Origin of the sequence: Salmonella sp. 32070601201500089SM, assembly GCF_017573605.1 — a bacterium.
GTDB classification, from domain to species: domain Bacteria; phylum Pseudomonadota; class Gammaproteobacteria; order Enterobacterales; family Enterobacteriaceae; genus Salmonella; species Salmonella enterica.
This window is the reverse complement of the sequence record NZ_JAGETK010000001.1, coordinates 297,935-318,575: the sequence shown is the minus strand read 5'-3', so window position 1 is coordinate 318,575 and position 20,641 is coordinate 297,935. Positions and strand designations below refer to the sequence as shown.

General features: G+C 48.1%; 21 protein-coding genes and 1 tRNA gene. 6 read left to right on the top strand and 16 right to left on the bottom strand.

The features are described from left to right. Positions 1-22: 22 nt before the first annotated feature. Positions 23-2,566, bottom strand: coding sequence for a glucans biosynthesis glucosyltransferase MdoH (mdoH, locus tag J4728_RS01510; RefSeq protein WP_001044607.1), 2,544 nt, complete (start codon positions 2,564-2,566; stop codon positions 23-25). Then, complete coding sequence (gene mdoG, locus J4728_RS01505) at positions 2,559-4,094, bottom strand: glucans biosynthesis protein MdoG (protein ID WP_001562609.1); 1,536 nt, start codon at positions 4,092-4,094, stop codon at positions 2,559-2,561. Before mdoG ends, mdoH begins: the two co-directional genes overlap by 8 nt. Positions 4,095-4,365: 271 nt before the next feature. On the opposite strand from mdoG, the gene mdoC reads away from it, so the two are divergent. Continuing rightward, positions 4,366-5,520 (top strand): glucans biosynthesis protein MdoC, encoded by a 1,155-nt coding sequence (gene mdoC / locus J4728_RS01500; protein ID WP_093998283.1) that lies wholly within the window; start codon positions 4,366-4,368, stop codon positions 5,518-5,520. Between the two features lie 16 nt (positions 5,521-5,536). Here the strand turns inward: mdoC and J4728_RS01495 are convergent, their stop codons facing one another. The 6 genes from J4728_RS01495 to csgB all read right to left on the bottom strand — a co-directional run bounded on the left by J4728_RS01495 (position 5,537) and on the right by csgB (position 9,378). Next, positions 5,537-7,024: a phospholipase D family protein gene (locus tag J4728_RS01495; RefSeq protein ID WP_000976323.1), complete on the bottom strand. Its 1,488-nt coding sequence runs from the start codon at positions 7,022-7,024 to the stop codon at positions 5,537-5,539. After that, positions 6,960-7,499 (bottom strand): O-acetyl-ADP-ribose deacetylase, encoded by a 540-nt coding sequence (ymdB, locus tag J4728_RS01490; RefSeq protein ID WP_000203941.1) that lies wholly within the window; start codon positions 7,497-7,499, stop codon positions 6,960-6,962. The genes J4728_RS01495 and ymdB overlap by 65 nt, the downstream gene beginning before the upstream one ends. An 86-nt stretch (positions 7,500-7,585) precedes the next feature. Further along, the gene (locus J4728_RS01485; protein ID WP_094913496.1) at positions 7,586-7,906 is read right to left on the bottom strand and encodes a type 1 fimbrial protein; all 321 of its coding nucleotides are present in this window, start codon (positions 7,904-7,906) and stop codon (positions 7,586-7,588) included. A gap of 131 nt (positions 7,907-8,037) precedes the next feature. Beyond that, on the bottom strand, positions 8,038-8,364 hold the full coding sequence (gene csgC, locus J4728_RS01480; RefSeq protein ID WP_000557256.1) for a curli assembly chaperone CsgC: 327 nt from the start codon (positions 8,362-8,364) through the stop codon (positions 8,038-8,040). A gap of 61 nt (positions 8,365-8,425) precedes the next feature. Beyond that, positions 8,426-8,881 carry a curli major subunit CsgA gene (csgA, locus tag J4728_RS01475; RefSeq protein WP_000771416.1) on the bottom strand — a complete coding sequence of 152 codons (456 nt, stop codon included), beginning with the start codon at positions 8,879-8,881 and terminating at the stop codon, positions 8,426-8,428. A 41-nt stretch (positions 8,882-8,922) separates the two neighbouring features. Next, positions 8,923-9,378 (bottom strand): curli minor subunit CsgB, encoded by a 456-nt coding sequence (gene csgB, locus J4728_RS01470; RefSeq protein ID WP_000791655.1) that lies wholly within the window; start codon positions 9,376-9,378, stop codon positions 8,923-8,925. A gap of 754 nt (positions 9,379-10,132) precedes the next feature. Between csgB and csgD the strand changes: the two genes are divergently transcribed. The 4 genes from csgD to csgG are packed head-to-tail and all read left to right on the top strand — an operon-like array spanning position 10,133 to position 12,486. Further along, positions 10,133-10,783: a biofilm master transcriptional regulator CsgD gene (csgD, locus tag J4728_RS01465; RefSeq protein WP_023993496.1), complete on the top strand. Its 651-nt coding sequence runs from the start codon at positions 10,133-10,135 to the stop codon at positions 10,781-10,783. 4 nt (positions 10,784-10,787) lie between these two features. Continuing rightward, complete coding sequence (gene csgE, locus J4728_RS01460) at positions 10,788-11,183, top strand: curli production assembly/transport protein CsgE (protein ID WP_000833307.1); 396 nt, start codon at positions 10,788-10,790, stop codon at positions 11,181-11,183. Positions 11,184-11,209: 26 nt separating this feature from the next. Then, on the top strand, positions 11,210-11,626 hold the full coding sequence (gene csgF, locus J4728_RS01455; protein ID WP_001264073.1) for a curli production assembly/transport protein CsgF: 417 nt from the start codon (positions 11,210-11,212) through the stop codon (positions 11,624-11,626). A 26-nt stretch (positions 11,627-11,652) separates the two neighbouring features. Next, positions 11,653-12,486, top strand: a complete 834-nt coding sequence (csgG, locus tag J4728_RS01450) for a curli production assembly/transport protein CsgG (RefSeq protein WP_001137620.1) — start codon at positions 11,653-11,655, stop codon at positions 12,484-12,486. Positions 12,487-12,524: 38 nt separating this feature from the next. On the opposite strand, the gene J4728_RS01445 is transcribed toward csgG, so the two are convergent. From J4728_RS01445 to ghrA, 4 genes are all read right to left on the bottom strand, one after another. After that, entirely contained in the window at positions 12,525-13,007 is a 483-nt protein-coding gene (locus J4728_RS01445; RefSeq protein WP_001546652.1) for a DUF1097 domain-containing protein, read from the bottom strand. Positions 13,008-13,107: 100 nt separating this feature from the next. Next, complete coding sequence (locus tag J4728_RS01440) at positions 13,108-13,662, bottom strand: molecular chaperone (RefSeq protein WP_021000171.1); 555 nt, start codon at positions 13,660-13,662, stop codon at positions 13,108-13,110. A 23-nt stretch (positions 13,663-13,685) separates the two neighbouring features. Beyond that, a complete protein-coding gene (locus J4728_RS01435; protein WP_000283643.1) occupies positions 13,686-14,423 on the bottom strand; it encodes a phosphatase in 738 nt (245 codons plus the stop codon). An 84-nt stretch (positions 14,424-14,507) separates the two neighbouring features. Further along, complete coding sequence (ghrA, locus tag J4728_RS01430; RefSeq protein ID WP_000402552.1) at positions 14,508-15,446, bottom strand: glyoxylate/hydroxypyruvate reductase GhrA; 939 nt, start codon at positions 15,444-15,446, stop codon at positions 14,508-14,510. A gap of 235 nt (positions 15,447-15,681) precedes the next feature. On the opposite strand from ghrA, the gene J4728_RS01425 reads away from it, so the two are divergent. Continuing rightward, positions 15,682-15,769: transfer RNA gene (locus tag J4728_RS01425), tRNA-Ser, on the top strand. 151 nt (positions 15,770-15,920) lie between these two features. Here the strand turns inward: J4728_RS01425 and J4728_RS01420 are convergent. The 4 genes from J4728_RS01420 to J4728_RS01405 form a co-directional block, all read right to left on the bottom strand. Beyond that, entirely contained in the window at positions 15,921-17,027 is a 1,107-nt protein-coding gene (locus tag J4728_RS01420) for a Gfo/Idh/MocA family protein (RefSeq protein WP_000988585.1), read from the bottom strand. 10 nt (positions 17,028-17,037) lie between these two features. Beyond that, complete coding sequence (locus J4728_RS01415) at positions 17,038-18,318, bottom strand: MFS transporter (RefSeq protein WP_000560758.1); 1,281 nt, start codon at positions 18,316-18,318, stop codon at positions 17,038-17,040. A gap of 282 nt (positions 18,319-18,600) precedes the next feature. After that, positions 18,601-19,293 carry an oligogalacturonate-specific porin KdgM family protein gene (locus tag J4728_RS01410; RefSeq protein WP_086813707.1) on the bottom strand — a complete coding sequence of 231 codons (693 nt, stop codon included), beginning with the start codon at positions 19,291-19,293 and terminating at the stop codon, positions 18,601-18,603. A gap of 45 nt (positions 19,294-19,338) precedes the next feature. Beyond that, entirely contained in the window at positions 19,339-20,517 is a 1,179-nt protein-coding gene (locus J4728_RS01405) for an N-acetylneuraminate epimerase (protein ID WP_208210968.1), read from the bottom strand. Between the last annotated feature and the right edge of the window lie 124 nt (positions 20,518-20,641).

Genomic DNA, 20,641 nt, shown 5'->3' with positions numbered 1-20,641 from the left:
CCTCACTCCAGACCTGAAGACCTTATCCCGCTGACGATGCTCGTCCCTGCAACGCCTGCGGATTCAGGACGAGAGACTGATAATGGTTTACCCAGGAAGAGTATCTCTCTGGCGCATTCCAGACCCGATAGTGTAAACGCGCCATCGTCACCGGATCGCTGAGCAAAACCAGACGCCGATCGCGGTTCAGTTTCTCCGGCGTTTCGTTTAGCGCCTGCTCCACATGACGATCGCGGGCTATTTCCAGCACCTTACTGGCGCGGTGACGCGCGGTGGCCATCGCGGTCGCCAGCGCATTAAGCGACGGGTTAAATACCGCATGCATAAAGCCATCGTCCAGAATACGGCGGCGATTCATCTCCAGATATTTATCGGTATCGACCAACACCTGAGGCGGCGAATACTCTTCCGGGATCAGGAACAGCTTCCAGCGTTTGGTGCGTAATCCTACCGTTGAACGACTGGAGATCACCGAAACAAATGGCGACAGAATCAGCGAAAAGACAATCGGCGCCAGCCAGAACAGAAAGCGTAAATCCAGCCACGCCATACCCACCGCCCAGACCAGCCCCAGCAGCAGTTGAGAGCCGTGACGCATAAAGGCTTCTCCCCACGGCGTAGAATCATCGTCGCGTTGCGGTGAGTTCCAGACCACTTCCCAGCCGAGAAACGCGCTGACCACAAATACGGTATGAAACAGCATACGTACCGGCGCCAGCAACACGGAGAACAGCACTTCCAGCAACAGCGACAGCGTAACGCGCCAGAAACCGCCATACTCTTTGGTGCCTTTACACCAGATCAGCATAATACTGAGCAGCTTCGGCAGGAACAGCAGCACCATCGTTGACGCAAACAGCGCGATTGCCAGTTCCGGACGCCACTGCGGCCAGACCGGAAAAAGCTGGCGCGGCTGAAGGAAATATTGCGGCTCTGTTAACGCATGAACGACCTGCAGCGCGGTAGAAAGCGCGAGGAACATAAACCATAACGGCGCGGACAGATATGACATTACCCCGGTCAGGAACACGGCGCGATGCACCGGGTGCATTCCTTTCACCAGGAACAGACGAAAGTTCATCAGGTTGCCGTGACACCAGCGGCGGTCGCGTTTAAGCTCATCCAGCAGGTTTGGCGGCAGCTCTTCATAGGAACCGGGGAGATCGTAGGCAATCCAGACGCCCCACCCTGCCCGACGCATTAGCGCCGCCTCCACAAAGTCGTGGGAAAGAATCGATCCGGCGAACGAACCTTCTCCCGGCAGCGGCGCCAGAGCGCAGTGCTCGATAAACGGCTTCACGCGGATAATGGCATTGTGCCCCCAGTAGTGCGACTCCCCCAACTGCCAGAAGTGCAGCCCGGCGGTAAACAGCGGCCCATAAACACGGGTCGCGAACTGTTGGCAGCGGGCATACAGAGTATCCATTCCCGACGCTTTCGGCGAAGACTGGATAATCCCGGCGTTTGGGTTCGCTTCCATCAGGCGCACCAGACCGCTCAGACACTCGCCGCTCATCACTGAGTCCGCGTCCAGCACCACCATATAGCTGTACTGATTGCCCCAGCGGCGGCAAAAATCGTCAATATTGCCGCTTTTGCGTTTCATACGGCGGCGGCGGCGACGGTAAAAAATTTGGCCTTCGCCCTGCACTTCCGCAATAAGCTCCATCCACGCCTTTTGCTCCGCCACGCAGATATCCGGGTTATAACTGTCGCTAAGGATATAGACGTCAAAATGCGCGGCGTTGCCTGTGGCTTTAACGGACTCCCAGGTCGCGCGCAGACCGGCGAAAACGCGGCTAACGTCTTCATTACAGATAGGCATGATCAGCGCCGTCCGGTGTTCCGGATTGAGGGGCTCATCGCCAACCGTAGACGCGGAGATGCTGTACTTATCGCGCCCGATAAGCAGTTGCAGGAAGCCCATCAGCGCCGTCCAGAATCCGGCTGACACCCAGCAGAACAGCACGGCAAACAAAATCAGGATACCGGTTTGCAGCATGTAGGGCAGGAGCTGCATAAAAGAGACCCAAATATCCTGCCCCACCATATCCATAGGATTGATGAGCGCCCATCCCTGATAAGGCAGAATGGTCTTCATATACCAGGTCGCGACGACGGTTTGCGCCAGAGTCAAAATTAACAAAATATAGCGGCGTATAGTGCCGACGGTACGCCATTTTTGCTCGCTCGCCTGCTCTTCTTTTGTCAGACGAGAAACATAGCGCGGCGTTACATCCCGCCCACGCAGACGATCCCAGAAACGGCCAACCGGGTTGGTTCGCCAGGGATCGGGAAACATCGAAGAGCGCGTCGCTTTTGGCATAGCCTGCAACTGATCGCGCCCTTCATCATCTTTAATTAACTGCCCCTTCGCCAATGAATCCGGCCAGGCGTGTTCAAGGCGGGCTTTTACGGAACCCTGCGGTGAATCGTCTTCTCGCGAGTAAGTCCGATGCTCGGCATCCAGCGCCTGATGCACGGCGCGGATGTCAGTTTTCGGCAATGCCGCTTTCTCACGTTCAGAAAGCAGCAGTGCGTCAATATACTCAGTTGTTTTATTCATTGGCAGGTAACTGGTAGCTCCAGGTTTCACTTAGCGTCTGATCGGCATTCACCAATGCGGCACGCATTTCCGTGGTTTTCTTCGCGTCTTTGACTTTCACGCGCAGCATTAAACGCCAGCCTTTAGTGACTGGGTTATAGCGTACATTACTGTCAACGATTTCACCGTTATCGCCAATGCTGGTTTGCGCAGCGACAGGCGTATCCGGCGGCAGTTTTTTCATGTCGGCGCCAACGAAATCCACCACAAAGGCAATAGTGCCGTCGGGCTGGCGAATCAGATTCGACTGTTTAACGTCGCCCGTTGAGCGGCGTGTTTGCAGCACCCAGGCATTATCCGGCGCATGAAGTTTATCTTCATCGCGGCTGAAGGTCAGAGTGTACTTGAAGTTCATCTCTTTACCCGGTTCCGGCAGTTGATCCGGAGTCCAGTAAGCGACGATGTTATCGTTGGTTTCATCATTGGTCGGAATTTCAACCAGTTCAACCTTACCTTTGCCCCAGTCGCCTTTCGGGGTAATCCAGGCGCTTGGACGCAGGTCGTAGCGATCGTCTAAATCTTCAAAGCGCGAGAACTCGCGACCACGCTGCAACAGGCCGAATCCCTGAGGGTTTTCCATTGCATAGCTGCTCACAGCGAGGTGTTTTGGATTGTTCAGCGGACGCCAAATCCACTCGCCATTACCCGCATGAATGGATAAGCCGTTCGAGTCATGCAGTTCCGGACGATAGTTGGTCGTCGGCGACGGCTGGTTTGGCCCAAACAGGAACATACTGGTTAATGGCGCAACGCCCAGCTTGCCCACTTTATCGCGCAGATAGACTTTTGACTGCACGTCCACCACGGTATCGCGGCCAGGAATGATCACAAAACGGTAAGCGCCGGTCGCGCGCGGAGAATCCAGTAATGCATAGACGGTCAAACGCTTATCGGTGGGTTTTGGACGCTCAATCCAGAACTCGCGAAAGCGGGGAAACTCTTCACCAGATGGTAAGGCGGTATCAATCGCCAGGCCGCGCGCAGATAAGCCATATACCTGGCCTGCGCCGATAACGCGGAAATAGCTGGCGCCAAGCATACTGACGATTTCGTCGTTCTTATCTTTACTGTTGATGGGGTACAGAACTTTGAACCCGGCGAAGCCTAAATCTTTTACCGTGTCTTTATCGTGCTGAACATTGCCAAAATTGAAGTAATCCGGGCTGTATTTGATTCTTTTGACCGTCGTCGCCGTCACTTCGTTAATCTTGACCGGCGTATCGAAGTACATCCCCTGATGGTAAAATTCGAGCTTAAAAGGGGTCTTTAAGTTGTTCCAGTAGGCTTTATCGCTGTTAAACTGGATCTGCTGATAATCCGCATATTTCATGTCGCGGAAAACGGAGGGCAAGTTGCTTTTAGGCGCCTCATAGCCTTTCCCGGCTAAAGATTGAGCTTGTTTTGCCACGTCATCAATACTGAACGCCCAGCTCGATGATGCGTAGAGCGTTAACATAATAGCTGCGCCCAACCAACGCATTTTCATCATTTGTCGTTTATGTTTCATAATAAGTAAGCACTTCCCCCTTTGTGTGCTTATATCGATCCGATCCATTTTAATGGATAATCAGGCATTACGACAACTGAATCCAGGCTTTGTTCAGCGCGCTGGCTCATGGATTAAGCACCTCCCGCGCCTGTTTTCACTTTGCGTGCTTATCCTGGAGACAGGTTGTCGGAGTTGGTGTAGGGTTGCTACCGAATGTAACTATAATTCGCCTTATGGATAAGGTGAAAAATCTGAGAATACGTGACCTTATATGAGCTCTGTACCCGCGCCGCGTGAATATTTTCTTGACTCTATCCGCGCATGGTTGATGTTGTTAGGGATTCCCTTTCATATCTCGTTGATCTATTCCACTCACAGTTGGCATGTCAATAGCGCCACGCCATCGTGGTGGCTAACCCTGTTTAACGATTTTATCCACGCTTTTCGTATGCAGGTATTTTTTGTTATTTCTGGTTATTTTTCGTACATGTTGTTTTTACGTTATCCGTTAAAACGCTGGTGGAAAGTACGGGTAGAACGTGTGGGTATTCCCATGCTTACCGCAATCCCTTTGCTTACCTTGCCGCAATTTATCCTGTTGCAATATGTCAAAGAGAAAACAGAGAACTGGCCTACACTCTCTGCCTATGAAAAATATAATACGTTAGCGTGGGAACTCATTTCACATCTGTGGTTTTTACTGGTGCTGGTGATATTAACCACAGTCAGCATCGGGATTTTTACCTGGTTCCAAAAAAGGCAGGAAACAAGCAAGCCTCGTCCCGCCGCTATTTCACTGGTCAGGCTTTCGCTTATTTTTTTCCTGCTGGGGATCGCTTACGCCGCTATCAGGCGCATTATTTTCATCGTATATCCGGCAATCCTTAGTGACGGCATGTTCAATTTTATTGTGATGCAAACGCTATTTTATGTGCCGTTTTTTATTCTCGGCGCGTTGGCCTTCATTCACCCCGATCTGAAAGCGCGTTTCACCACGCCCTCACGCGGATGCACTTTAGGCGCTGCCGTTGCTTTTATCGCGTATCTGCTGAATCAACGTTATGGGAGCGGCGACGCCTGGATGTACGAAACCGAATCCGTGATTACGATGGTAATGGGGCTGTGGATGGTGAACGTGGTATTCTCACTGGGGCATCGCTTGTTAAACTTCCAGTCCGCGCGTGTCACCTATTTCGTGAATGCTTCGCTGTTTATCTATCTGGTGCATCATCCCTTAACGCTTTTCTTTGGCGCGTATATTACGCCGCATATCTCCTCCAACCTGATCGGGTTCTTGTGCGGGCTGATATTTGTTATGGGTATTGCGTTAATTCTGTATGAAATTCATTTACGCATCCCGCTCCTGAAATTTCTCTTTTCAGGTAAACCACCGGTAAAACGAGAAAGTCGCGCCACGATCGGGTAGTTTTCCGCGCGTGGGTTCAAAGCAGCCATTCAACAGGTAAAATTGCCGCCAACCGTACCAGAACTCGCTGCCAGAAACGTGTAGCGGGTTCTTTCTTTAACACCTTTTCCTCTTCTTGCTGACGATCGATCCAGTTAATTCGTCCCCAGCGATCCAGCCGCAGTTGCCAGGCCGCATCGCGTTGGCTCTGTGTAAAACGCTTATGGATAAGCGTCGCCAGCGTTTCACTTTCAATGACAAAGCCCATTTCGGTATTTAAAAGCGTTGAACGGGGATCAAAATTAAGCGACCCGATAAACACCTTACTACCATCAATACTGAACGTTTTAGCATGTAAGCTGGAACCTGAGTTCCCGGTAAGTCCGCGATCATGTACGGCGGTTTCATGTTCGCGGGTCGGTTTCAGTTCGTAGAGCTCCACGCCATAGCGCAGTAACTTCTTTCGCCAGCGCGCGTACCCTGCGTGAACGACCGCCACATCGTTGGCCGCCAGGGAGTTAGTTAAGATGGCGATCTTCACGCCTTTCCTGACCAGATTAAGCAACTGCGCCACGCCTGCGCGCGTAGGGACAAAGTAAGCGGAAATAATGTCGATACGCTCCGTCGGCGACCCCATCACGTCAAATAATCGCTGCGGAAGAAGCGAATGGCGCTGCGCCTTCCCCTCGCCTTTAGAAGGGTCATCGCTAAGCAAGCGTGTTTTTGCCCAAATCAGCGGCAACGTTCCGCGATCGAGATCCGCCATAAACTGACTGGTTTCCAGCTTATGCAGATAACGGCGGGTGATCTCATCGTTATACCAGGATTCGGGAAGTTCGATACGCTGCGTCAGTTCCTGCTCAGAAAGGGATAATACTTGCTGCAATGTCGACACTGAACTACAGCGCCAGTAACGTTCAAAATCATTGGCGACATCATTGACCACCGGGCCAATGGCCATCACGTCCAGATCGGAAAATAACGGCTCCTCGCCAGCGCCGAAATAGGCATCGCCGATGTTGCGCCCACCGACCAGCGTCACTACGCCGTCGGCAGTGTAACTTTTATTGTGCATCCGCCGATTCAGCCGCGCAAAATCCGTCAAATATCCCAGCGCGCGTAGCGTACGAAAAGAGAAAGGATTAAACAGACGAACTTCGATATTAGGATGGCTATCCAGCAAGCGCAACGTATCATCCAGACCAGGCGTATTGTTATCATCCAGCAGCAGACGAACATGAACGCCGCGCTTCGCCGCCGACAGCAGTACCGAAAAGAGCAGCCGCCCGGACATATCGTCTTCCCAAATATAATACTGCACATCCAGCGTCCGCGCCGCCATTTCGGTCAGGCGATAGCGGGCGGCAAAAGCGTCCAGACTGTTATCCAGCGCCAGAATGCCGCACTCTCCGGGATGGCGCGCGCATAGCGGTTCAACGGCACGCTCCAGGCGTGTTTTATCAGGCAGGGTCGTCGCCTTGCTGAGTAAGTAATCTTGCGTAAAGCCGGGCAGTTTCTTCATCATAACAGACAAAGTATACCTGTTCAGGCAGAGCGTAACGGGTAATAAAATCTGAAACCGTCCTGACGGCGATCTCAGCGGCCTGGGCGCGTGGATAGCCATAAACGCCGGTACTGATTGCCGGAAAAGCGATGGAACGGAAGTGATTCGCCTCGGCAAGCAGCAAACAATTCCGGTATGCCTCTTCGAGTAGCTCAGCTTCCTGGTGTTCGCCGCCTCGCCAGACGGGCCCCACTGTGTGAATAACCGCCTTTGCCGAAAGCTTGCCAGCAGGCGTGATAACCGCATGTCCCGTCTGACATTCGCCCTGTTGCTGACGGATGAGTTTACAGGCGTCCAGCAATGCCGGCCCCGCCGCGCGATGAATCGCGCCGTCTACGCCACCGCCGCCCATTAATGATGCGTTAGCGGCATTCACAATCGCATCGACGCTAAGTTGAGTGATATCACCCTGTATGACCTGAAGACGTGATGTCATAACCCCCCCCTTTGTCTCACCTTATCTGCAAAGTGTACAGCAGGGCTTTCAACAGAGTCGCTCTTTTTATATCTATGACACCGCAGTTAACGGTACTCAATATTCATCACCGCCAGGCTTTTTTGCGCATCGAGATAATGCAGCCGCACCGTCGCAATGGACTGAATATCCTGCGGTAATCCAGATGTCTGCCGAAGGTCAATCCGGTGCATTTGCTTTTTACCTTCGCGTAGGCAGGTTAAATCAATATTTTCGGCATGAGTAGAAATATCGCACAGTGGCTCAACAATCGCGCCGCGAAAATGGATAACGCCGCCCTGTACCGTTTGTTGCCCTACCGCAGAATGGATAAAAAAAGCGCAGATACACAGGCCTATGGCAGGGATATTTTTCTTGATTACGGACATGTTAACTCCTCAATGATTAGTCATCCTCGAGGGTTCGGCGTTACCTTTTAGCGACATGCCGAGACGATGAGACGCTTTTATCGCCTCTTTAATACCCAGGTCAGCCAATCCATTTCCGCCACCATCAAAAACTACTGTGCAGAAGGCGGCCATTGTTGTGATAAATGCAGTGATTGTCCGTCCGAAACAGTAACAATAATTTTAACCGAGTCCTCTGAAGATATATTTACACTAAGACGAGACAACTCAATCGGTTGATTAGCAGGTAAAGATAGCGTTTGTTTTTGCTGTGTATGGCTTTGTCCCCCGACGCCGTCGCGCACAGAGAGAATTTGCACCTGACAGACGCAGGGTTCGTTTAATGTGACCTGAGGGATCACCGTGTAAATATCGCCTTGCTGAGTCGTGGTAAACGTAATCTGATTTGAAAGTGCGGCAAGGAGCAATAAAGTATGCATAATTTCCTCCCGAAAAAAAACAGGGCTTATGCCCTGTTTTTTTATTAGCGCAGACGCTAAATTAATACTGGTTAGCCGTGGCGTTGTTGCCAAAACCAACCTGACGCACCATTACGCTGGAATCAGATGCGGTCTGATTAACCAGCGCGGCGTTATTACCGCCGTATTGGCCGACAGTAATATCGGAGTTTTTAGCGTTCCACTGGTCGATGGTGGCATTGTTTCTGAAACCATTCTGAGTCAGTTCAATAGTACTGTTATCCGCACCCTGGCCTACATCGGCGCCGTTACCATAACCGCTCTGGGTAATGGTCGTTTCAGATTTACGGGCATCGCTTTGCAGAGCAAGCGCAGCGTTAGCGGAACCGTACTGATAAATGCTCAACGTTGAGTCCGGACCGGAACTATTGCCGCCGCCGTTATGATTACCGCCGCCGCCCCATTGTGGAACGACGCCAGCCAGAGCACTGCCAGAAACTACGATTGCTGCGAATGCTGCCACTTTTAAAAGTTTCATGGTAAAACCCCCATCGGATTGATTTAAAAGTCGTAACGGTATTAGCGTTGGGTGACGCGAATAGCCATATGCGACTGTTTCTGCACTACAACTGCTGTTTTCTGCGTACCGTACTGGGTAATATTGGCCTTATTTCCAGAACCTTTCTGTATAATAGCCGCACTATTACCGTAAGCGCTTTGCGATATACTGGCATCGTTGGCATTGCCCGTTTGCTCAATATACGCAAAGTTATAATTCCCTGCCTGGTCGACTTTCGCCCGATTATTTCCTCCTTCTTGTGAAATAACGGACAATAGTTTTGATCCTTCCTGGCGTACTCTGGCACTATTATCCGTGCCGACTTGACCAATAATGGCCGCCTGATTAAATGAAGACTTGCTTAATTCATTTACCGCAAAATTATACTCTGAACGAGCCAGATCATAATTTGTCGCGGTTGCAATCCCAGGCGCACCCAGTATTGTCAACATCATAAATAACAATTTGTTTTTCATGCTGTCACCCTGGACCTGGTCGTACATAGCGAAAATTATCTATTACCTTGTTAGCGACATGCGTTTTTTGTTAACGCGTCGTTACGATGAAGAGTATGTCCGTGGAAACATTTTTAATAACTCACCCACGCGTGGTATTTTGTTATTTAAGCTCATACCAAAGTGCTAATAAAACGATAGCCATGTGATTTTTTATAATTGATTTTTGGCCACAGAAGATAGTGTATCGCGCACCTAAAAAATGAAGTGTTGGTGTGTGTTATGCCGCCATGGGGATGTTCTTATGCTTCCCATGGCGGGCAATACGCACAAGACGTGACACACTTCGTTTTTTTTGTCTTTGTGCTGTCCAGGTTAATGCCACGTCTCAAATTTTAAGAAAAAATAAAATCAAAACATGACATACAATAATTAAAATGATTAGAAATCAAGGAATTATTATAATTTGTATGATTTTTTAAATCTATGCAATAACAGCGAAATGTACAACTTTACTATCAAATCTAAACTTCAAAAAAACCCAAAAACAACATTTTAATATATATTTTTACATATTGTTACAAGTTTAACACTTGCTTTAAGATTTGTAATGGCTAGATTGAAAACAGTTAAAAGTATTTTCATAAATATTTTTCTCTTTCTGGATAATGGGCTATTTCAACCCACAGCAGTGCAACATCTGTCAGTACTTCTGGTGCCTTTATTTTATGAGGGCAGCTGTCAGATGTGCGATTAAAAAAAGTGGAGTTTCATCATGTTTAATGAAGTCCATAGTAGTCATGGTCACACACTATTGTTGATCACAAAGCCATCTCTGCAAGCTACGGCATTATTGCAACATTTAAAGCAATCGCTGGCCATAACCGGAAAACTGCATAATATTCAACGTTCTCTGGAAGATATCTCATCCGGTTGCATTGTTTTAATGGATATGATGGAAGCGGATAAGAAGCTTATCCACTATTGGCAGGATAATTTAAGCCGCAAAAACAATAATATAAAAACATTATTGTTAAATACCCCTGACGATTATCCCTACCGTGAAATTGAAAACTGGCCTCATATTAACGGCGTGTTTTACGCCACTGAAGACCAGGAACACGTGGTCAGCGGATTACAGGGTATTCTGCGTGGCGAATGCTATTTTTCACAAAAATTAGCCAGTTACCTGATTACGCACTCAGGAAATTACCGCTACAACAGCACCGAGTCCGCATTACTCACTCATCGCGAAAAAGAGATCCTCAATAAGTTACGTATTGGTGCCTCTAATAATGAAATCGCGAGGTCGCTATTTATCAGCGAGAATACGGTTAAGACACATCTTTATAATCTTTTCAAAAAGATAGCTGTCAAAAATCGCACCCAGGCAGTTTCATGGGCAAACGATAATCTCAGGCGGTAAGGCCATGAAACGCTATCTGACCTGGATTGTAGCAGCAGAGTTACTGTTCGCTACCGGAAACCTGCATGCCAATGAAGTTGAAGTCGAGGTTCCCGGATTGTTAACCGACCATACCGTCTCTTCGATAGGACATGAATTCTATCGTGCATTCAGCGACAAATGGGAAAGCGAATACACCGGCAATCTGACCATTAATGAAAGACCCAGTGCGCGTTGGGGAAGCTGGATCACCATAACGGTAAATCAGGACGTTATTTTCCAGACCTTTTTATTTCCAATGAAAAGAGACTTCGAGAAAACCGTCGTCTTCGCATTAGCGCAAACAGAAGAAGCATTAAATCGCCGACAAATAGATCAAACGCTATTAAGTACGAGTGATTTAGCGCGTGATGAATTTTAAAACATGATTTTTATCCGGAGGCTGTCATGCGTGTTAAACATGCAGTAGTGCTGCTCATGCTTTTTTCGCCATTAACCTGGGCTGGAAATATGACGTTCCAGTTCCGTAATCCTAACTTTGGCGGAAACCCCAATAACGGCTCCTTTTTATTGAATAGCGCCCAGGCGCAAAATTCATATAAAGACCCCGCTTATGATAATGATTTTGGCATCGAAACCCCCTCAGCGTTGGATAACTTTACGCAGGCTATTCAATCGCAAATTCTGGGCGGCTTGTTGACCAATATTAATACCGGGAAACCAGGACGTATGGTGACCAACGATTTTATTATCGATATCGCTAATCGCGACGGACAGCTCCAGCTCAACGTCACGGACAGAAAAACGGGAAGAACCTCGACCATCGAAGTGTCAGGTTTACAAACTCAGTCAACCGATTTTTAAGCTACAGTAACTAAAGGATATAAATCATGCCGCGCTTACTTATTTTGGTTGCCGTTTTATTGTTGAGCGGATGCTTAACTGCCCCGCCGAAACAAGCTGCGAAACCGACATTAATGCCCCGCGCACAAAGTTACAAAGATTTGACGCACTTACCTGCTCCCACCGGTAAGATCTTTGTTTCGGTATATAACATTCAGGATGAAACGGGCCAATTTAAACCTTACCCGGCAAGTAACTTTTCTACGGCTGTGCCACAGAGCGCCACCGCTATGTTGGTCACCGCGCTGAAAGATTCGCGCTGGTTTATCCCGCTGGAACGACAAGGCTTACAGAATCTTTTGAATGAACGGAAAATTATTCGCGCAGCCCAGGAAAACGGCACCGTGGCGATGAATAACCGTATCCCGCTTCAGTCGCTGACGGCGGCAAATATTATGGTGGAAGGTTCTATTATTGGTTATGAAAGTAACGTCAAATCCGGCGGGGTCGGCGCAAGATATTTCGGTATTGGCGCCGATACGCAGTATCAGCTGGATCAGATTGCTGTCAACCTGCGCGTGGTTAACGTCAGTACAGGCGAGATCCTTTCTTCGGTGAACACCAGTAAAACGATCCTTTCCTATGAAGTACAGGCAGGCGTGTTCCGTTTTATTGATTACCAGCGCTTGCTGGAAGGCGAAATCGGCTATACCTCGAACGAACCGGTGATGCTGTGTCTGATGTCAGCCATTGAAACCGGCGTTATCTTCCTCATTAATGATGGTATCGATCGCGGACTGTGGGATTTGCAGAATAAAGCGGACAGGCAAAATGATATTCTGGTGAAATACCGTGAGCTGTCAGTACCGCCAGAATCCTGATGAATACGACAAAGCGTGGGGAAGAACCCCACGCTTTTTTATTTTGTGACCGCCGTATTCGCTGAATGTTGCTCGCGGCGTGATGCCAGCCATAGCCCACTATTTTTCATGGCATAGCCAAAGATTAGCCCCAGCGCCAGCGACGGTAATACCAACCGCCAGTCACCCTGCCCTGCAAATGTCGCGCAGGCGCCGATAAATGTTCCCGGAACAAAAGAAAGCAATAGCTGCTTTGCCTGGATACACATCAGGAATGCCACGATCCCCGTCAACACGTAACTGACAATTTCCAGATGCGGCGCCAACGCGCTACCGTGAATAATGACCAGCGCCCACACCATACCGCTTAACAGCGTACAGGCGGAAATCAACAATCCCTTAAAGCCGCCCTGCGGACAGGCGAAATAAGCCGTACAGCCTAAAAAACCGGCCCAGCTTAGTAACCCCAGGGAGACGGCCACCCATCCCCATATTCCAGAAAGGATGCCCGTCGTGATAGCAATAGAAAGAAGTATGTTCATGGCGCGCATCATAACAGAAAAGCGGCACATTAATGAGATCGCGCACACATTTTATGCAATGATGTAAAACTCGTTGCAGTTAATGGTGATTTACATCACATTATTCTTCATCTTCTTCCTGAAGTTCATCCCACATGGCCCCTATCGCATCACGCGTTAGCGGCGCCAGAGTGCGCCAGAATGGCGTAACGGCATGGGCTTCAACTTTACCGAGGAAAGTATTGCACCAGGGAAGAAGATAATCGGCAAATAAGATTTCCAGCGCTTCACTTTCATCTTCGGCAGACTGATCTTCCAGCCAGGAGGCCGCGAGCAATAAAGTGCCAATGTGATCGGCAGGCGTATCGGCCAGCGGCATCCCTCGCGACGTTAAAAAAGCGCGCACCTCAGACTCTTCCGCGCCTTCGACCCACGCACTGCGGTATGGCGCTACCGCGCACTCTTCCCCAACAAATAACGCATTGTAATCAGTGGAAATCTGCGTGATATCGCAGCTTTTCTGTAAACGCGCCAGCATGTCATCCTGCTCCAGCGGCCAGTTTGCCGCCAGTTTACCTTCACGGATTAACGTAAACAGCGGAACCAGTAAAGGATCTTGCGGTTGGCGGTAATACAACGATCCCAGCACACGGCACAGGATTGAAAACTCATTCATTGATATCTTCCCGTAAATAACGATTAAAGTTCGGCAAATTCCGGTACAGGCGCCATACCGCGTGATTCGAGAAAGGCCAGTAAGCGCTGCGGAGAGACGTTCAGGATTCGATCTTCCGGAAAATTCACCGCATCCAGAATTTTCCGGCATTCGGTGAAATCGCCAAGCGTAAAGGCCGTATGGGAATCAGAGCCTAACGCTACCCAGCCTCCCGCATCGCGTACGGCGGCAGCGACCGCGCGGCAATTATCTTCGCTTCCTTTACGCGAATGCAGAAAAGAAGAGTTGTTGATTTCCAGCGCTACATGGTGTTTCGCCGCCGCCTGCGCGATGGCTTTAACCTCCACTGGATACTTTGGATTTCCGGGGTGACTAATTATATGCACCTTGCCGCTGGCGATGGTCGCGATCATCGCCTGAGTATTGGTTTCTTTATCATGCGGCGCAAAAACGGGCTCATGAAAGCCTGCGATAATCAGATCCAGCGAGTCGAACATCTTTCCGGAACAATCAATTTCACCGTTAATATTCTTGATATTCGCCTCAATGCCACGCAGTATCCCCACGCCGTCAACCAGACGCGGCCAGATGCGCATGTTAATAAAATGCCAGTGATGCGGCGCATCTTCCATGTCCGGACCATGATCGGTAATCGCAAAAAGTTTAATGCCTTTGCGTTTGGCTTCCGCGATATAATCGCTCAGAGTACTGTAGGCATGAGTGCTGGCGACGGTATGCATATGCAGGTCAACGGGATACATTGCTCTCTCCTGTAGTCATTTCCGACAAGGATAGCAGGTATCGCCAGCGTTTTTTAGCGAAACCCGGCCCGCGCCGGGTTGATATCAATATCCTCTCGCCCGATCCACCTGCCCCGTCACCGGCTCTCCCTTCTCCAGCTGGGTAATGGTGCGGCTAATATAATCGATGGCTTCCGCCGGACGGGTGACTGCCGCAATGTGCGGCGTCATGGCGACTCGCGGATGGCGCCATAATGGACTTTCCTGCGGTAACGGTTCCTGGCTAAAGACATCCAACATCGCGCCTTTTAGCTTACCGCTATCAAGTGCAGCCAGCAGATCCGCCTCCTGAACATGCACGCCGCGCGCGAGGTTCAGCACGTAAGCGCCATCCGGCAATTGATCCAACAATTCGCTATTAATAATTCCTACCGTTTGGGCCGTATTCGGCAGCAGATTAATCAGCACCCGCGTCTGGTTCAGGAAAGCGCGCAGCTCTTCACGCCCTACATAACTTTCCACGCCAGGCCAGGATTTGCGGCTACGACTCCAGCAACGTAACGGGAACCCCCACGCCTGTAGACTTTCTGCCACTTTTGCGCCCAGTACCCCTGCGCCCATGATACCGACGCTAAATTCTTCGCGGGTATATTCCGGCAACGGTTTCCATAGCGCCTGATTTTTCAGCGCCTGATAATCATCGAAACGACGGAACCAGTGTAATACCTGGCTGACGGCATACTCCTGCATTTGCAGGCCCATTCCGGTATCTTCCAGACGGAATAGAGGAATGGAGGCGTCCAGCATTTCCGGATGCGCATTTAATTTACTCAGAATTGCATCCACCCCCGCGCCCAGCGCAAAGACGGCTTTTAAGCGTCTTCCGGCCAGCATTTCAACCGGGGGCTGCCATACAAGCGCATAGTCTGCGGGGTTGTTATCACCGACCTTCCATTCACGAACGCGCGCATGTGGGAGAGCCTTCTCCAGCGCATTTACCCACCAGGCGGCGTTAAATGTCGGGTGATAAAAAATTATCTCCATGTTATCTCCTGAGCAGTATGGTGCGGAATGTGATTGCGCCTGTTATCAGCGTTTTCAACGGGATGTGCAGCATAGCAAATTTCCCGGCGCGGGCAAAAAAAGCAGTTTTCGCTTATTAAAACCACAGATTGGTGGAAGTTTGTATAAACGCGCTTTTTTTTAAAAAAGTTGATTGACGTAGAAAAGATATTTCCCTACATTAGCGCCCGTTCCAGTAATGCTGGAGCGACAATTTGGTGAGGTGTCCGAGTGGCTGAAGGAGCACGCCTGGAAAGTGTGTATACGGCAACGTATCGGGGGTTCGAATCCCCCCCTCACCGCCATATTTAAGTTGAGAGCCTGTACAGAAGTACGGGCTTTTTGCTTATATGTGACCCGTCCATTGCCGGATGGCGGCACAGTTCACGGGCGCCTTATCCGGTCTACATAAGCGCAGCGCCACCGGGTAATAACACCACCATCCGGCTTCCCATTTTAGCCAAGAATTTCAGTGAGTTTTACTTTGCGCCCCTCGTTTGAGGAAAGCGTCGCAGCATCAGCGGTAGCAATGGCATTTGTCGCCGCTTCTCCCGTTAGCAATTTAGCAAACTCCTCGCCTGGCTCCAGACCGTTTATCACATCATGCAAGTACTGCATCTCCAGTTTCATAATTGATGAGAGCCACATCGGCGTACGTTTACCGGGTTTACCATAAGCGATTGCGCCATCCATCTCGCTGGATATGTTACCGTTGCGACGATCATCATCCTCCGCCTGGCTTTCATGCACAAGAAAGTGTGTTTTTTTGCCCGCTTTTATTAGATAACCAGCCGTGTTTTGCATATCAATGAGAATTGCACCTGTCGTGCCCTCAATTAATACATAGTGCTCAGGGTAGTGGAACGATGATCCCCACTGAAGTGTCGCGAAACGACCGCTTTCAAACTCAAGGGTGATTAGGACAACATCATCTTCATCACCAAATTTTTCACCTTTGTGCGCAACATTCCCCGCCGCCATTGAAACCAGGGATGGGGTTTCATCCATGATGAACAGTGTACAATCTAGCTCGTGAATGTGATGGTACAGATGCCCACCTGACTTTGCGCGAATCTTCTTCCATGAGATCTCATCCTGCACGTCTTCAAAACCATTACGTTTAGTGTGAACTTGTGTAACTTCACCAATTTCACCAGCTTTGATGAGCGCTTTAGCGTGGCGAACCCCGTGAAAAAAGTTCATAACGTGACCCGCCATAAAGGTAACACCAGCTTCTTTGCAGGCATCAACCATATCCTTACAATCCTGGTAATTTAAGGCGATAGGTTTTTCACAAAACACGTGTTTACCCGCTTTAGCCGCCGCAATGACTGGCGCTTTATGTAAGTAATTTGGTGAAGCAATAATTACGCAATCCACATCAGGATGGGAACAAAGCGCCTCCATCGTTGCAGTGGCGACACAGTTCAACTCTTTCGCTATCGGAGCCGCATTTACCGGATCGTAAATCGCAGTGATTTTCGCCCCTTCAACCTTAGACATAAATCGCGCCAGTTCAGCGCCAAAATAACCTGTACCTACAACACCGTATTTCGTCATCATTTATCCTCTATTAAAATTCTTTTGTTGATTGAAAACTTTCACGACGTGCTTTTAGTCTATCCGGAATGGATAGGCCAATAATGAGTAGAATTGTTGCGGTCCAGAAAGCAACAATGAACGTTAGCGCAGCGCCTAGCCCCATTGTTATTCCAAGCCAGGTCGCCGCCATTGAATTGAATGTGCCTGATGTCGCAGCAAGATTATAAATAAGCCCGGTACCCAAACCACGAACCTCAAGAGGAAAGTAGTCGTAGAGAAATTTGGGAACCAACCCGCCAACACCTACGTTAGTCGCCATTAAACCGAATAAACATGCGCCCAGCAGTAAATAATTATCTTGCGGAATTCTGAATAACGGGAAAATGAATAAAAAGGACATGAGAAGACCAATGCTGAACGTTTTCTTCAAACCAATTCTATCTGCGCACAGACCCCAAACGATATTTCCCAATACAGTGCCGAATGCCGCCGCCGTCATTAAATTAGAGACCACGCCCGTATCAAAGCCCTCTCCCGCCAAATATGTAGGCAGTAGACCAAAGATCGGCCAGTTTGCGCCGAAAATAGAGAACAGAACAATAAATACACATAATGTCAGTGGAAATTGAGCTCGATTAAATAGCCCTTTCATTGACAAAGAGAAAACTGACCAGGCACTTTGTGAATGCTTTCCGGGACCACTGAGTTTAGCTTCTTCCCACTCTTTAGATTCAGGAGCCCTGGCCCGGATGTAGATTACTAAAAGAACGGGTAGCAAACCGACAAAAAAAGCAGCACGCCAACCATACGCTTCGGCAAATGACGGCATAAAATAGGCTGCTATGATGTTACCAATACCGAAACCTGAAACCAGAAATGCGCTCGCTTTAGATTTTAAATGCTTTGGCCAACTTTCCACGGCATAAGTAGAAGCGCAAGCATACTCCCCCGCCATCCCCATACCGACAATGAAGCGACTAAGCGTCAGCATAATTACACCGGAAGCCAGGCCACTTAACCCTGTACCTACAGAATAGGCAACTATCGACCACATCATTAACGGCTTACGGCCAAATTTGTCTGCCAGCAGACCAAATAGCGCCCCGCCAAATGGTCGCCCAATAAAGGCCGCTGTGGCAAGGAATGCGCCCTCCATATCTGTCAATCCTAAGTCAGCCTTGATCAGATACATAATGTAGAAAATCAGCATAAAGTCGAAGCCATCAAAAACGTAACCCAGCCATGCTGAAAATAAAGCATTTTTTTGTGGACGTGTTATCTCGCTATACCACGGGAAGAATTTTGCTATCACAATAAAACCCTTATTTGCTGTTACCGTCTGAAATGCTTACGGAATTAATTTTTAAGTCATATCAATTGCCGAATAAGACACTATCAATCGGCACTTTCCGACAACCGCCTGAGATCGTAGCTATGTAAGGCGTATATTCATTGTTTATCATCCTTGTTCGTAGCTACGTTAAGGACGTGAATACTCAAGACAAAGTCTAACGTTCTGTAACGTAGCTACGGGCTATAAGATTATCGATATGAATACTAAGCAAAGATTAGTACAGTAACTCTTTAACCTTTCTCAAAAGTGGTATTGTAATCCAACGCGATAACGGGTCTGTCTCTCATCGGTATTATTTCTCACCGCTACATTTCCGACCTCAACGTATGGTGTAAATGACTTATTCAGTTTCCAGGCTAAAGCCACATTATGTTCATAGTTTGTTTTTTTGTTATCAAATTTAATTTGATCGCTATCCATCCAGGTAAAGTTATATTCTAATTTCAACTCATCAAAAACATAACCTATATAAGTATCAAATCTATTCGTTTTCTCATCATCACTATAGTTAGCTGTCTTCCTTGCATAGTCATAACGGTAACGACCAGCCATATAAACACCAGAATCAAAATTATATTGCACCCTTAAATAAGGCTTATAAATTGAAGTATCTGGACCGCTTTCAAATATAAATCCAGGCTGCAAAACAAAATTGTCCGTAACTTTATAATTATAACTTACGCCCAGTTCTATAGCGTTTGCGACGAGATCGCTTAAATGCTTATCCTGCTCGCCATCTACTCCTCCCGATTTAACGCTGGCATCGACATAAAAACCAATGCCGTTAGGAAGCTTTTCAATTATAGCAATACGATCTTTATTAATTCTGGTTCTATCAGCATATTCATGCCGATAATCAAGGGTTGCCGCTTGTAGATATGATGAAAATGCTATAAACGAAACCATACCCAGAAGATATTTGTTGATTTTCATAAAATACTCCGCTCATCAATTAACTTTATTTTTGTATTTAAAAAATTATTTTATTAATAAATTACCATCACGCATGGTAAAGGAGGTTACAGACGAAACAGGTTTCCCTTTAGCATTTTCACCACCAATAAGGAAAACTTCATCACCATAACTTACTGATACACCATAGCCGAGAGGTTGTTTCATTTTACCCATATATTGCCAATGGCCATTAACCAAACCATAGACTTCATCTCGCCATTTTTTATTTATTCCTTCGTGGGAATAAAACTTTCCATTGGTATAATTTTGTTTTGCTCCCGGAAAATTCGCGCCACCACCGACAAGCAGGACACCGTGACTATAGCCCGAAAATGCTCCGGCCAACCCTTCTTGCTGTTGTTCTCCAGGCGATGGCGGTAACTGGCTGTTCTTCAACCATGTTAGCTTGTCGTTATCCCACATGGCGCGGTAAATCACATCGGTACGTAAACCCGGTTTGAGCTCACCATTAATCAGCATCAGGAAATTATTTTCCATTACCGATGACGATCCTGCCGTCCCCGCGTCTGGCAGCTCACCGGCATTCTTCCATGTGTTCTCTTTAGCATTGTAGATAAATACGATTTTATTAAAAAAATAATCTTTGGCAGGTTTATTAAAATAATTATAGATGACTTTATTTTTTTCACTTTCATCCGCAGCCGCAGCCGCAGCCGCAGCCGCAGCCGCTATATCAATAAAATACTTATCAAAGATATGCTCATTAACCCCTCCGGTAATAAGTACCATCGTTTCGTTTAATTTTACTCCCGTATGCCCTGTTAATCCAACTGGAGATATAGTGTCAACTTTTTGCCATGTATTTTTCACTGGTGAGTATTTGTACACATCGCTATAAACCTGCAACGGTGATTCACTGTTTTTTTTCCCTACGCCACCAAAAACATAAAGCTCATCATTTAAAAATACCGACACGGATTGCTCACGAGCTCCACCAGGAAACGACTTTATACGCTCCCAGTCTTTATGTTGCTTTTTAAGATCAATTTTATACCAGGATGTCCCTGCGGTACCTAAGCCGACATAAATCACGCCATTATTATCAATAGCGCCAGTACCATTTTTCAGTGGTTCTGGTATATCAGGAAGCGTCGTTGCATATCCTGATGTGGTGATAGCGACTGATAAACATAGCGCCATTAGCGTCATCATTTTCTTAAAATTTTTCATCTGCATCCCCATGCGAAGAAATACAATTGGAGTAAAGCTTCATCATTAGTGATCTTATGGTGCGTAATTTCAACAATGACAATGACAAAATGTGACCAAGCCCTAAAAATAATTACATGGGGTTACCATGTGCGAG